Raw genomic sequence first — 15686 nt, forward strand, 5'->3', positions numbered from 1 at the left:
ATTATCCTATTTAATGCTGATGGCAAATCCACCACCTTTAGCGATTTTGATGGTACGTTTGGTTTGGGAATCCACCGAAACCTTTTGGATTTGATATGCCTCTGGATTTTTCTCCCAATCTGCATTGCTTGCATCTTGGTAAATGGTGGCTGTATAAGTTTTACCAGCAGGCAGAAAATCAAAATTCACCAAAAGCTCTCTTGAATTTTCATCACTCACGGCACCCACAAACCACTGATTTTGTCCTTTTTGCTTACGCGCAATCATGATAAATTCTCCTGGCTCGGCAGAAAGGATTTTAGTATCGTCCCAATCTACAGGAACATCTTTAATAAATTGCAAAGCATCGGGGTAAACCTTGAGATTTTCTGGCAAATCGCCCACCATCTGCAAAGGACTGTACATAGTCACATACAATGCCAATTGTTTGGCCAAGGTCGTGCGTACACGTGTAGTGCGAGATGGAATAAACTGATTGAGGTGCATTTTGAAGAAACCTGGCGTATAATCCATCGGACCACCCATCAAGCGAGTGAATGGCAAGATGGTTTCATGCTCTGGTACCAATCCCAACGTTGGAGCGTTGTTGAACTCATTTCCACGAGCCGCTTCGTTGGCTAACCAGTTTGGATACGTACGGTGCAAGCCCGTTGGACGAGATGACTCATGTGCTTCAATCATAATTTGATACTCAGCAGCTTTTGCTGCTACACGATTGAAGTGATTTACCATCCATTGACTATCATGATGCTCGCCACGAGGAATAATACGACCAACATAACCCGTTTTGGCAGTTTCAAAACCTTTATTTTTCATAAATTGAAATGCCTTATCCATACGACGCTCATAGTTGGTCACCGAACCCGAAGTTTCGTGGTGCATAATCAATTTGACATTTTTCTTTTTGGCATAAGCTAGTAAAGCATCTACATCATAGTCCGAATAAGGAGTAACAAAATCAAACACCTCTTCTTTCCAGTTACCAAACCAATCTTCCCAACCTTCGTTCCAGCCTTCGACCAAGACGCCATCGAAGCCATGTTCTGAAGCAAAATCTATATATTTCTTAACATTTTCGGTATTAGCGCCGTGTTTTCCTCCTACTTTTTCCCAAGTAGCTTTACCCACGTGCATTTCCCACCACATACCGATAAATTTCTGTGGTTTTATCCAATCGGTCTTTTCAATTTTGGAAGGCTCGTTGAGATTAAGAATGAGTTTAGATGCCAAAATATCTTCGGCTTTATTACTCAATACGATAGTTCTCCAAGGAGTATTAAAAGGCGTTTGTAAATAGGCTTTATTACCAACTGCATCAGGCGTGAGATGTGAAGTTAGACCAAAAGTCTTGGTATTTGCCATCAGGTGCATGACAGGATAATTGACCAAAGCCGCCTCATGGATATTCAAATATATTCCTTGGGGCGTTTTCATCATCAAAGGCGTTTGAATGGCATTATCTGCAATCAAGGATTGTAGGGCTATATCTTTTTCCTTTTTAGCAGCGGCTAAAGCGTGAATTTCAGAAAATAAGGTTGTATTGTACAAATATTCATTAGTATCATAATCCCCAGGAATCCAGAAAGTTTTGTTATTAGTCGCTAGATTGAATTGCGTCAACTCATCGGCAACTATAAAATGCTTAAATCCTTCTTGCTCAGGAAATTCATAGCGAAATCCGATACCATCATTAAAAATCCTAAAAACAACATCAATCAATACATTCGCAGGAATAGCTTTCAGACGAAGCTTGAGTTGCTTGTAATGGTTTTCGATACTTTTTACCTCTCCCCAAACAGGATTCCAAGTTTCAGAAAACTCACTAGAATCAGCAGAAATCAAGGTGAAATTTGTGAGAGAAATAGCAGGTTTTTGAAGTTTAAAACCTAAAGAAGAAGGCTTTACAACCGAAGTTTGAGCCAAATTTAAGGCATATGTAAGTTTACCTTCATTACTGACATTGACAGTCAAATTAACACGTGCATTCGGAGAGGCAAGATGGTATGCCTTTTGAGAAAAAACCTCTGCTGACAACAGCAAAAGCCCCAATAATAAGCCAGTGAATTTCATAGATTGATATAATATTGTTTAAATAAAAATGGTTTTTAAAAAAGGGGAAAAGGGAAGAGGCTCAAAGGCACAAAGGGAGAATTTTGAATGATGAGTTGTGAGTGCTGAGTGATGAATGTAAAATTTTAATCGCCCACTAAAACCCAACTTCTCTTTACCTATACCCTGAACCCTATCCCCTAAAAACACTTTGTGCCTTTGCTACTTTGCCCCTGTTCACTAAAACTAATGCCTATCCTCTAAACCCTGACCCCTATCCCCTCCTACTTCCACACATACCCTTCCACTCCTTCGTTATTTTTTCCAACGAATAAATGTTTTGGTAGAGCTAGGACAGATTTAATATCTCCTTTGAAAAATAGACCTGTTTGAGCGACAGACAAACTTTCGAAGGCAAACTTTCCCTTATTTTTCAACAAAATACCATAATTGGCGTCAACCTTGCCAATTCTCAGACGCAATTTACTATTATTACCAGCTAACAAAATATCGGTTTTGCCATCCTTGTCAAAATCTTGCAAAGCTATCGCATATACAGGGGCGTATTGGGCTTGCATCGGTAACTGATGTGCCACAAATTTCCCTTTTTGATTTTCCAGAACCAATGTTTTCAAGTTAGTAATCTCTAGTCTATGTGCTTTCTCTAAAGCTGCTTGGTCAAAAACATCCTCTATCGTTGCCTTGGCAAAAGTGGCATAATCTGGGAATTTCTTTTTCAAAATTGGCATTTGCTCTGCCATTTCGTCTCTGGTACAAGCTGGATAAGATTTTCCTTGAATGTAGTAGTTGAGGAAAAAGTCAACAGTTCCGTTCATATCAAAATCGTCAAAAACTAAACTAGCAGGCTCAGCTTTTGAAGCACGAATTTGGGTGTTTAAACCCAAATTCCCCAATACAATATCAAGGTCTTTATCTCCGTCCAAATCGGCTTGAGAAAGGCTTGTGTACCAACCCGAAGGAATATCTGTTGTCTGAGTTTCAAACTTTTTATTGCCCTTATTTTTTAGAATCATCGGACTCATCCACTCTCCTACTATAAATATATCAGGGCTTCCATTTTGGTCAAAATCATCAATCGCAGCGTCTGTCACCAAGCCAAACGCATCTAATTCTTGTTTGGTAAAATGCCCTTTACCATCATTCCATAAGATAGCACTCTTTTCTGCTACTGGAAAACGATTAGGTTGAATATGTCCACCTACAAAAACATCCAAATCGCCATCTTTATCAAAATCTGAGGCTTTTACTGTTTTGGTATTCAAACCATCTTCAATAGTTTGAGCAAGTTTTAAATTTCCCTTTCCATCATTTAACCATAATTGGTCTTGTTGTTCTGTTAATTGTGCATTAGCATAATTTCCAACTGTTACATATACATCTGGCCATTGGTCGCCATTAAAGTCGCCAACCACGGCATCTTGTTGAAAAACAGGCGGCGCTGGAAGTTTTTGTTGCGTAAAACCTTCTCCTTTTGCCAAGTAGATTACTGGCGATGATGAAGCATTTCCACATACCCAAACATCCATTTGTCCATCTCTATTAAAATCACCCGCCACCATTTTCGGACCAGTGTAAGAATAGTGCATCGGCAACATTACCTGACGGTCGAAGTTATTGGTAAGAGCTATCTCAGAAACCGCCGAAGGAATGATTGTTTTGGTGAAAATTGGATTTACTTTTTGCTCCGCTTGTAGAGCATTACAAGTTGGTGTTTTCTGATAAATTATGTCGTATTTACTATCTGCTTTAGGTTGACACAATTCTGTAATAGAACCTTGCGCATCAGGCCAAAATACCTTTACAGAAATAACTTTTCCATTCCCAATTCCAAAAGTCAAAGGCTCAAGGCTGCTCGACTGAAAACCACGACTATTAGCTATTTCTTGAGTTAAGGTCATTGTGGAATCATTTCCTTGTACACGAACCTGCACTTTAGCACCAATGGCAAAAGGATTTTGAGAAGAACCCGTCAGTTTTACTTTTACCGCATGATAATCTGGCTGGATTTTTTGACTTTGATTTTCATACACATGAGCCTTATCGTTTAGGTTGTTCGTAATAATCTCAATATCTCCATCATTATCCAAGTCGGCATATACTGCACCGCTTGCCACGGTAGCGCGGTCAAAGCCCCAATTTACTTGCTCGTTGACAAAACCTAATTGATGGTTATTTCTAAAAATATAATTCTTGGTTTGACTCGTCGGCATTTGCTTCAAATGTTCCAATAAGGGCTTTTTAGCACCATAAGCCTCCTCATCGTTGTAATATTTGATAAAGTCGGCATTGGTATAATCTTTTCCTAAACCATTACTTACAAAAATATCTTTGTAACCATCCAAGTCAAAATCTGCCATGAGCGTTCCCCAACTCCAATCGGTATTAGATACACCAGCCAATTGCCCTATCTCTGCGAACTGTCCACTTCCTTGGTTTACCTGCAACATATTGCGCATATTGGCATGCCAAAAACCATTTTGCAACTGTGCCTGATAGGTATTCCAGTTGTCTGGCCAAAGCAACAATTTTTGTCGAGCATTATCCTCCGGCAGCATATCCAGCGTAAAAATATCGGGCAGGTTATCGTTATTGATATCCGCAATATCTACTCCCATCGACGAGTAAGAGGTATGTCCAATACGCTCACGGAGTTCATCTTTGAAAGTTCCATTTTTCTGGTTGATGTACAAATAGTCATCCTCCACGTAGTCGTTGGTTACATAAATGTCGGGATAACCATCCTGATTGACATCCGAAACCATCACTCCTAAGCCAAAACCCAATGGATTTCCTTTGATACCCGCTTGTTCGGATACATCGGTAAAATGTCCATTATCATTTCTAAATAGCTTATCTCCTGCATTATAGTCACGTGCTGCTCGCATTACGGCTGCCTCCTTACGTTGATATCCAGCTAGGTTATGGTTAATCAGAAAGCAATCTAAATCACCATCGAGGTCATAATCTACAAAACTAGCTTGCGTAGAATACCCTGAATCATCCAGTCCATATTCTTGTGCTTTTTCGGTGAATGTCAGATTATGATTATTGATAAAAAGCTGATTTTTACGAATTTCCTCTGACCTTAATCCAGAGTAACAAACGTAAATATCCAGCCAACCATCGGCATTAATATCAACCACTGAAACACCTGTTTTCCAGGCACCCTGTCGACCAGCCACACCTGCTTTGGAGGTTATATTTTCAAATTGCATTTCGCCTTTGTTCAGGTACAAAGCATTAAGCACTTGATTGCCTGTAAAATACAAATCAGTTAAACCATCGTTGTTGAAATCGGCAGCAGCAACACCTCCTCCATTATAAAAATATTCATAATTAAGAATATTTTCTTGTTCAGATTCTGTCACGATATTAGCAAACTGAATACCCGTTTCTTCAGGTGTTTTGAGTGTAAAAAGTGTATCTTGATTTTTACAAGAAATACTTACCATACCCAAAAATCCTAGGTAGCATATATTTTTAAAAATATGTTTTATCACTATCAAATGCTTTGTCATGCGTTTATTCCCTTTGCTTATTCACGCCAAGCTTCAGGTTCTTTTTTAGTTCGATATTTGCCTTCTATGCAAGGCGTCTGCGGACCACTTATAGCGCCTGGTGGCGGAGGAATGGTTCTTCCTTGATATACTTTGGGGATAGCGGTATATCCATCAGAACCAATCGAGCGGTCAATATATACTATTTTTTGTTTGGCTCCGAATACTTCAAAAACACCTAAAATCTTTTCTTCTGGAAAATCCACAGAGATGATATTGGGACTAAACTGTGTTTCGGCAGGTACGTCAAATAACGTTCCTGAACTTTGAGATACATTTTTGATTGTTCTTAAGTACTGATAAAGTTTAGTTGGAATAGCTCTTTGTTCTATCTTCAAATAATACAAAGATTTATCCGTGTAAGGCACACTCGCTACCTTTATGCCTCTGATGGTTTGTCCATTCAACAAATTATCTGAAAGTATATTAATTAAAGTTGAATAGGCTATATCAAAACAAGTCTCAGAGCATTTGTAATTGATTAATTCTGGAAATGTTTGTCCCAAAGGAAAATTATTTTCTATGCTACATTTATTTTGAATATAATCATAACCACGTTCGCAGCTTGCGCAATACAGGGTACGCTCATAATGTGTCCATTTCCATTCGTAATATTGCTGTGGGCTTTCAGGGTCTTTAAAATCAGCAAATACCTGAAAAGCATACCTACGAGCATCGTTGGTCGGGTAATCCGTATCGATTTTAAATTGTGTATAAACACTATCAATGGCGGGCGAAGCCATTATTTGCTCAGGGGTTGATTTATATTTTTTACCGTTTTGCAAGGTAATATTTAAAGTATAACTTCTACCTACAACGCCTTGAAAAGTGGCTGAAGACTCATAAACTCCTCCTGAAAGCTCAGAGAGTCTTTCCTGTTTTCCTAAATCATCCTCAAAAAATACCGTCGCACCAGTAATGGGTGTACTTTCGGTATTGATATTGATGTTGGGAGAAGAAAAAGAAAGATACACTCGATGAGGTCCTTTCAAGTCAGAAAGTGAGGCTTCTACCGACAAATATCGTTCTCCTGTTACTTGGGTATAATCTCTAAGCTCGTCGATACAAGAACTTAATCCCAGTATCAAGCTCAGAGTTAAAAATCTAAAATAGGTTTTCATACGCGATGAATGCTAAAGGTCGGTAAAACTTATTTGAACTTGAAATTATAACCTAATGATACAATCGGTGAGGCAAAAACACTCAATCGGTAAGCTCTAATTACATCGTTTTGTGTTTTGAAAAATACAGAATAAGCATTTGAGCGCCCCAAAAGATTATATACCGTAAATGCCCAACTTCCCTCCCAACGCTTGGTTTTCATACTCGGATTAGAGATAATCCAAGAAAAGTCTAGTCGGTAGTAGTCAGGAATGCGGTCATTATTTCGACTAGTATATACCAAAATCTTTTGGTCATCAAGCGTATAAGTTCCTACAGGCGCAGTCAGCGGGCGCCCTGTGCTATAGACAAAATTGAAAGAAAAGCTATTATGTTTATCTGGCTGAGCATTAAACATTAAGTTGAGCGTATGAGGCTTATCATAATTGGTTGGATACCAGTTGCCAGTATTAATACGCTGTTCTGGATATTGACCATCAACTTTTGAAAACGAACGTGCGAAGGTATATCCAATAGAGCCTGTAACCTCTCCCTTTTTCTTGGTAAGCATCAACTCCGCGCCATAAGCCAAGCCTTTTCCATTCAATAATTGTGTTTCTATCGTAGGATTTAGCTGTAAGTTTGCCCCCGAAATATAATCAATCATATCTTGAGTTCTGCGATAGTAAGTCTCTACAGATAACTCCCAGATACTTTCTTTCAGATTTTTGAAATACCCCAACGACAACAAATCACTGCTTTGTGGCTTGATATTATTGTCAGACAATTTCCATCTAGCTGTTGGCAAAGGAGTCGTATTATTGGAAACCAATTGCAAAAACTGGTGCATTCGATTATAACCAAGTTTCAAAGAAGAGTTTGCGTCGATGGTATAGAGTGCAGTTAAGCGAGGTTCCAAACCGCCATAATTCGCAATCAGGCCTGATGTCCAAGTATTTTGTAAAAGCGTTTCGCCCGAAAGAGGCTCACCAGATACATATACGCGTTTGGGAGCTGGACCCACACTCAAGTATTGCACATAGCGCAAACCTAATTGCACTCTTAGTTTTTCACTAAGTTTATATTCATCATCCACATAAGTTGCCAATTCGTAGCCCTGCTCTTTATCCAGAATGACTTTGGCTATATTCGACACAATATCTTTATTCAATACGCCTGGCTCTAACTCATACCGAATACCCGATATACCCGCATTGATTTTATGCTTCTCGTTAGGATAGTAGGAAAATTGAGCTTTGAGATTATAATATCGAATAGCGTTGCGAAGGTCTATCTTATTGGCAGTATCTGGAGCAACCGTCTGGCTTTTGTACAAACTAGAAATTGCGGAAACTTCTAAACTACTTTTACTTGAAAAAAATGATTCCAGCGTAACGCCAAATTTTGATGACCATAAGTGAAATCCGTTTGATTTGCCACCACATTTTCGAGGCTGAACAAAGAATCCACTCGATAAAAATCATGATTAATGTAAGCCGTCAGTGAAATCGTATTTTTCTTGTCAGGCTTAAAAAACACTTTGGATGCCAAATCGTAAAAGTTAGCTCTAGTATTTTTTACCTCAGGAGTACCAAACCATTTAAACCAAAAATCATTAAAGGATACCCGAGCAGAAGTCATCAAAGAAAGTTTTTCTTTGATTAAAGGCGTTTCAAAAGTCAAACGATTTGAAATTGCGCCGATTCCACCCTGTACACTTCCTTTTTCGAGACTAGGCTCGCTCATTTTAATATCCAAAACAGAAGCAGTTCGTCCTCCAAAACGAGCAGGAACACCACCTTTGTATAGTTCAACTTCACGAATCGCATCAGATGGAAAAATGGAAAATAAACCAAACAAATGCGTTGGATTAAAAATGGGCGTATCGTCAACATAAATCAAATTTTGATCGACAGCACCACCACGCACGTTAATTCCATTACTTCCTTCTCCCACAGAGCTTACGCCTGGCAGTGTTTGCAAGCTTCTCAAAATATCCACCTCTCCCATCATTGCAGGAATCTTTTTAATGCCTTTGAGGCTCAATAAAGAAACCCCTAACGAAGGCGTTTGAATATCCTTACGCGTTGCAACACTCGACACTATCACCTCTTCTAGCATATTTGATACAGATTGAAGCTCTATCTTCATCTTAGTATCTTTATCTAGTTTGATGTACTTTCTAAATATCTTATATCCTACGGCTGAGATTTTTAGAATATATTCACCTTGTGTCAATCTCATATAAAAATTACCTGTAGAATCTGTAATCACACCAGACTTCACATAGTCAATCGAAACACTAGCATTAGGGATAGGCTTTTGACTTTCTACATCAACCACATTGCCAACTAGCGCAAAGGTTCGTAAGAAGGTTCTATCTTTATTGACTGGAGAATTCAATCTGGCTAGTAATGTATTTGAATTCCTCTGAGTTTTTGCTACAGAAAAATAATTAGCTCCAAAAATACCCATCAGTAGGATGAATATTGGAAGCTTAAAGCTATTAATAGGTTTATTGTTTTTCATTTATTCATAGGTTCAAACGATTCAGTTTTCTAGTAAAGCGTATTGGCCTCATTTACATCCAGAAAAGCAATTTTTGGTTTTTTACACACAATAATACCTTCTACTTCAAAAGCTGGGTCTGTTTCGCCAACATTTGGGTATTTTTTTGCTTTGCCCACAACCTCAATAACAATTTTATCTTTATTGAGAGATTTGAAGGTAAGAAGACCCTGACTCATCAAGTACCCTTCACCTCTTCTTTTGGCTTTGTCCTTGATTTTGCCAAACATCACTGTAGATGTATATGAATTAAACATTCGGATAGGAGCTTTCAAAGGTTTTTCTTCATAGAGATTCTCCCCCGAAAAATGTATCATTACGTTGCTATCAAACTGATCGAAATAATTGATTGTAAATGATTTTTCAACGATTTCAAGGTGTCCATGAAAGATACTTTCTTCTTTATAAAAGTTATCACCTTTAACCTTTAAAATAATTTTTGTTTGGTCGTCTTTCAACTGACTATAAACTTCATCAGCTTTGTATTTATCTGAAATTGTACAACCCGAAACCAACAATAAAATTCCAATAATAAAAAAGAATTGACGTACCATTATTTTGAGAGCTAATTAATGTTTATGTAGTAATTAAGTAATAATGTAAAATAAAATTGCATTATTACGCATTAGGCTATAAGCCGTAGGCATTAAGCCAAAAAGAATGTTTGAATTGATTGGGATTATTGTTGCCGAAAGCCGATTGCTGAAAAAGGCATATAACAACATCCTTAAAAGGAAAATGCTCGATAAATCGAGCATTTTCCGGTATTATAAAACTATCAGATGATTAGTATCCAACGTTTTGCTTCAAGTTTGAGTTGATTTCCAATTCTCTTTGAGGGATTGGGAATACAACGCGGTAAGCAGGAGACGCTGTTGTTCTGTTATCAACAGGGTTTGCGAAAGTACCAAAACGAATTTGGTCATTTCTTCTCCAACCTTCCCAGTACAATTCACGACCACGTTCAGCCAAGATATTGTTTGCTGTTAATGCAGTCAAAGCAGCTACACCACGAGTTGTTCTCAAATTATTAATAATTGTTAACGCACCAGCTGTGTTACCACCTCTGAATAACGCTTCAGCTTTCATCAATAATAAGTCAGCATAGCGGAAGAATACATAGTCGTTTCCTGGTGCATCAATATTTGACACATCTGGGATATACTTAATAACACGAGCACCATCAGCCTCACTAGCTACTCTAAAATCATATTTCAACGTAAAACTAAGTGGCTTTCCAGAACGATCTGTCAATGCTACTCCATTTTGATCAAATTGTTGACCTGCCAATAGACCTGCACGCAAACCTGACTTATCAGTCAAACCTGGCACTGCAGCACTCAAACGGCTATCTGTTTTCTCAAAGCTGTTATAGAAATCAGATAAAGTAGTAAAACCATTCCAACCACTAGGCACTTGATTATAGTGCGTTGTCATGTAAAAACGGTTTCTTACTGAAGAACCATTGTCAAGACTAGCACCTTTTTCATTCTGAATTACAAAGATTAATTCTTTTGAACGAGATGAATTTTCAAAGTGGAAGTTATCGAAGTAACTTTCAGTCAAACTAAATTTACCTGAACCAGTAATGGCATCTGCTAATGATACCACTTGATCCATGTCAGCTTTTGCAAAAGTAAATGGACCTGCTGGACTAGCTGGATCTTGATCGTAAACAGCTTTGTTCAAATAAACTTTCGCTAATAAGAAGCGAGCTGCCTCTTTGGTAGCAGTACCTGCATTAGAACCAGAAGCATTATCCAATGTTGGGAGAATTGCATTCAAATCAGCAATGATTTGAGCAGCAGCCTCTTTACGACTCAATGCTTTTGGTAAAGCACCTGGGTTTGCAGGATCTCTAAATGCCACTTGACCGAATAAGTCCATTGTATAAAACATATAGAACGCACGCAAGTAAGTAGCTTCCGCCTTTTGTTTTGCCGATGCTGTCGCATTGTTGATTACCTCGTTAGCAAGTGCATGACCACGGTTTAGGTTATTCCATGCAGCTAACACATCATCACTTTGGTCAGTCCAAGTATGTGTGTGAAGGTTTCTCCAACGACCATTATCGTCCCAGTCAGCACCACGAGTTGGACCTTGCATTTCATCAGAAGGATGTTCTGTCAAAGCGTAAATAGCAGCTTGATCAGTAAAAGTACCCAAACTTTGATATGCCGATTTCAATGTTAATTCAGGAGAAATCGATGAAGCGTCTGTCAAACGATCTAGTACAGCATCATCCAAATTTGTACATCCGATCGCGCCTCCCATTGCTAAAGTTAACAACGAAGGGTACAATATATTTTTAAAATTTTTCATTTCTTTTATTTCGGATAATGTGGATTAAAGTAGAGTTTTAAACGATGTCAAAACTCAACTAAATACAAGTTGTTAGAAATTAGCGTTGATACCTAATGAGAACGTTCTAGCTCTTGGGTAAGAAATATAATCGATACCCAATGATGGTACTCCATTTCTAACCGCAGCAGTGTTTGTCACTTCTGGATCTAGACCTGAATAATTAGAGATCAACAACAAGTTCTGACCTGTTAACGAAACATTAAGAGACTTAGCAAAACTGTTTGCTGGTAACTTGAATGTATAACCCAATGAGAAGTTAGATACACGAATAAAATCAGATTTCTCTAGGTAGAATGCTGATGGTACTGGCGCATCACCAAATGATTGACCAGTAGTACTTGAGATTGTTTGGTAAGTTACGTTATTACCTTGTTTTACTGATGCTCTATTTAATACAGCGTTAGCAGTGTTGTTGTAAACGTATCCACCTTGTTGACCATTGATAAACAAGCTAGCATTCCAGCTACCCAAGTTAAAGCTGTTGTTCAAGCCCCAAGTCATTGTAGGGAAAGGGCTTCCTTTATATGTTTTATCAGCAGAAAGCTTTGTATTACCATTTTCATCATAACCTAAGAAATCAGCTAAGAAGAAACCATACAATGGATAACCTTGAGTAATTGGTTGGATAAATGCTCCTGATAAACCTTGACCGTACAAGTTACCAGTTTGAATAGTTGCAACGTCCAAACGAGCAATCTCATTTTTCAAGAAGGTTGCATTAGCAGATATTTCCCAATCCAATTTTTTGCCAGCTAAAACTTGATAGTTTAACGAAACTTCAACCCCTTTGTTTCTAATATCAGCAGGGATATTGCTCCATCTTGTAGTTGCAACGTCTGGTTGTGGTGCAGCAAATGGGAACAACAAGTTGTTTGTAGATTTGTTGAAGTATTCAACTGTACCAGACAAACGACCTTTCATTAATGCAAAATCTAAACCAATGTTTACTGCAGTAGTAGTTTCCCATTTAATGTCTGGGTTAGGTACATTTTCTTTTTGCAAACCACCTGATGAAGAGTTAGGAGCATAAGTCGCCAAAGAAGTATTAGTTGGGAACTCTTGGTTACCTGTGATACCCCAACCAGCTCTTAATTTCAAATCACTAAATACCTCTTTTGGAACAAATTCCTCGTTAGATAATCTCCAAGCACCAGCAAATGATGGGAAGTAACCATATTTGTTGTTAGCACCGAATTTTGATGAACCATCCACACGTAAAGTTGCAGTCAATAAGTATTTGTCAGCATAATTGTAGTTTACACGGCTAAAATATGACTGTAACTCACTCATTCCTTTACTTGAACCACCAGTATACGCTTTGTTAGTTCCTGAGTTGTTCACAAAATTGATATTGTTAACCAAATCAAAACCTGCAGGAGATACAAAGAAATTCGCTTGAATGAAGTTACTTTGGTTTTCAAACTGTTGATAAGAGAAACCAGCCAAGGCATCGATTTTATTCTTACCCAAATCTAACTTGTAGTTTAACGTGTGCTCCAAAGTTGTTGTAGTCAAATAGCGATTTGCGATACGTGCGTAGCCTTGGTTACCAGGAATGTTTGTTGCAAAACCAGGTGTATTAGGATCAACACTTGTTCTTGTTACACCATCAGAATTATCATAACCAAAGTTAGCTTTGTAAGATAAGTTTGGTAGGATATTCCAAGTACCACTGATGTTCATCAAAGTTCTGTTTGTTACAACACCACCTCTATATTGATTTAATAATGAAACAGGGTTACGGAATGATGGAGTACCATTAGTAAAATATGAACCATCTGTCGAATAAACAGGGTAAGTAGGGTTAGTTTTGATAGCCGTTGAAATAACGTTTCCTTCAAAACCGATGTCACCACCTGTTGCAGATAATTGGTCAGTTACTTTAGTAGATGTCATTGCTACAGCCAAAACAACTTTGTTATCAAACAATTTGTGCGTAGCATTTACACGAGCTGTAACTTTCTTCATTCCTGAGTTTTTGATAGTACCTTGTTGGTCGTTATAACCCAAAGAGAAGAAGTAGTTAGTATTATCATTACCACCACCGTAGCTCAAGTTGTAGTTTTGAGCAATCGCTGTACGATATACTTGATCTTGCCAGTTTGTATTAGAACCAGCATTAATCAATTTATTATTTACATCCAAACCAGCAGCAGTAGCTTGTTTCAAGAAATCAGCTGTAGACAATACATCATAATTCTTGTAGTTGTTCGAAATCGCTGTACTAGCAGAAAAGTTCAAATTACTTTGTCCAGATTTACCTTTCTTAGTAGTGATCAATACAACACCATTTGCACCACGAGAACCATAAATAGCGGCAGAAGAAGCATCCTTCAATACAGAGATGTTTTCAATATCACTTGGGTTCAAGAAGTTCAATGGGTTTCTCGCAGCTGTTGTACCAACACCTGCACTACCATCTGTACCATCAGAAGTGTTTCCACCATCCAAAGGAATACCATCTACAACATACAACGGACCATTACCTGAACGAATTGAAGTGGTACCACGAATACGGATGTTGATACCTGCACCTGGCTCACCAGAGTTAGGAGTCATTTGAACACCCGCCGCACGACCTTGTAATAATTGTTCTGGAGAAGCAATCACACCTTTGTTAAAATCCTTAGCAGTCAACGCTACAACACCACCTGTTGCATCTTTCTTCGTTGTAGTACCATAACCTACTACTACAACTTCTTCCAATGCTTTCGTTTCAGATGCCAATGATACGTTCACTTGCGAACGACCACCTACTGAAACTTCTTGTTTTGCATAACCTACAAATGAGAAAACCAAAACAGCATTGTCTGATACATTGCTCAATTTGAATGAACCTGTAGCATCTGTTTGTGTACCTTTGTTTGTTCCTTTTACACTTACAGATACACCTGGTAGTCCAGAGCCATCGCCACTGTCAGTAACTTTTCCGGTAACAGTTTTGTCTTGAGCATAAGCCCCAATAGACAAAAGCATAGCTACAGCTATCGCCGCGAACTTAAGAAGTCCCGTTGATACTGCACCTTGTCGCATTGGGCGACCAAACCATCGGTAAAAATGATTTTTCATAGGTAATATTAAGATTGGGAAAAATGGTTAATGAAATTTGAGAACGCTCTTCACAGCATTTTTGAGTAAAAACCATCATACTAGAAAGATTGTTTTGGGAATTAGTAGTTAGTCTAGTTATGGAATTTTCTTACTAAAAAGTATGAATTTGCTGTGATTTCACACAACAAAGTAGGCGATAAAGTTTCTATAATTCAATTTTTTTTGGAAAAAATTTTATTTCAAAAAATACTTATTTTTACCAAAATTGCACTAAAACGATACCTTGCAAACTTAGCACAGTGTAGGACAGATTTGCAAAACTTTGTAAAACTTTGCGTATTCACGTTTTTTGTTAATAAATGTTAAAAACGTCTTCAATTACACAATAAAAAAACATTGTACTTTTCCAATAAATAAAATAATGAATTTTGTACTCTTTAGAACAGTCTAACATTCTTTTATTAATACATTAAAACAGGAAAATTTCTACATTTAAGCCTATCATCACAAAAAAGTACAATTATTTATTTGGCTTTATTTAAAATCGTTTTGGTATTTTACTTCATACAAACATTATTAAATACCTATTCCAAAATCCCTTAATTTCTCCGTTTGTCTCATGGGTATCCCAATGCAATAGTTTGAATAAGTTTGCATAATGTTTGCAATCGTTTGCAAAATATTTCAGCATAATCATTGCTCTATATATCCTAAATAATCTGCACATTATGAATTGACAACTTCTCTTTTTTTGGCTTTTGCTATACATTTTCATGTGACAGATAAGTATATTTTTGCACGAATTTGCTTTTAACTAGATAACCAATTTCCTTGCTATTTATCGCTCCATATAGCCGAGTTATCTACACTTTCCCATCACTCTTCTGTTGTATTGAAATGTAATACTATTGGTTATTCTACTTCATTCTTTCTAATCTTTTATTACCGTAATTTTACTTAGGCTGTTATGCCTTT

8 protein-coding genes are annotated in these 15686 nt (G+C 37.7%); all 8 read right to left on the reverse strand.

The window, feature by feature from the left end; genetic code table 11:
• Positions 1 to 6: 6 nt before the first annotated feature.
• On the reverse strand, positions 7 to 2070 hold the full coding sequence (locus BWI92_RS08560) for a glycoside hydrolase family 97 protein (RefSeq protein ID WP_095161940.1): 2064 nt from the start codon (positions 2068 to 2070) through the stop codon (positions 7 to 9).
• 263 nt (positions 2071 to 2333) lie between these two features.
• Positions 2334 to 5588: a VCBS repeat-containing protein gene (locus tag BWI92_RS08565; protein WP_095161942.1), complete on the reverse strand. Its 3255-nt coding sequence runs from the start codon at positions 5586 to 5588 to the stop codon at positions 2334 to 2336.
• 17 nt (positions 5589 to 5605) lie between these two features.
• The gene (locus tag BWI92_RS08570; RefSeq protein WP_095161945.1) at positions 5606 to 6748 is read right to left on the reverse strand and encodes a DUF4249 domain-containing protein; all 1143 of its coding nucleotides are present in this window, start codon (positions 6746 to 6748) and stop codon (positions 5606 to 5608) included.
• A gap of 29 nt (positions 6749 to 6777) precedes the next feature.
• Positions 6778 to 8064 carry a TonB-dependent siderophore receptor gene (locus BWI92_RS08575; protein WP_095161947.1) on the reverse strand — a complete coding sequence of 429 codons (1287 nt, stop codon included), beginning with the start codon at positions 8062 to 8064 and terminating at the stop codon, positions 6778 to 6780.
• Positions 8065 to 8084: 20 nt separating this feature from the next.
• Entirely contained in the window at positions 8085 to 9257 is a 1173-nt protein-coding gene (locus BWI92_RS08580; RefSeq protein ID WP_095161949.1) for a TonB-dependent receptor, read from the reverse strand.
• A gap of 29 nt (positions 9258 to 9286) precedes the next feature.
• A complete protein-coding gene (locus BWI92_RS08585) occupies positions 9287 to 9850 on the reverse strand; it encodes a hypothetical protein (protein ID WP_095161951.1) in 564 nt (187 codons plus the stop codon).
• Positions 9851 to 10082: 232 nt separating this feature from the next.
• Positions 10083 to 11618: a RagB/SusD family nutrient uptake outer membrane protein gene (locus tag BWI92_RS08590; RefSeq protein WP_095161953.1), complete on the reverse strand. Its 1536-nt coding sequence runs from the start codon at positions 11616 to 11618 to the stop codon at positions 10083 to 10085.
• 72 nt (positions 11619 to 11690) lie between these two features.
• On the reverse strand, positions 11691 to 14729 hold the full coding sequence (locus BWI92_RS08595) for a SusC/RagA family TonB-linked outer membrane protein (protein WP_095161955.1): 3039 nt from the start codon (positions 14727 to 14729) through the stop codon (positions 11691 to 11693).
• Positions 14730 to 15686: the final 957 nt, after the last annotated feature.

The organism is Flectobacillus sp. BAB-3569 (assembly GCF_002270355.1).
Classification (GTDB): Bacteria; Bacteroidota; Bacteroidia; order Cytophagales; family Spirosomataceae; genus Flectobacillus; species Flectobacillus roseus.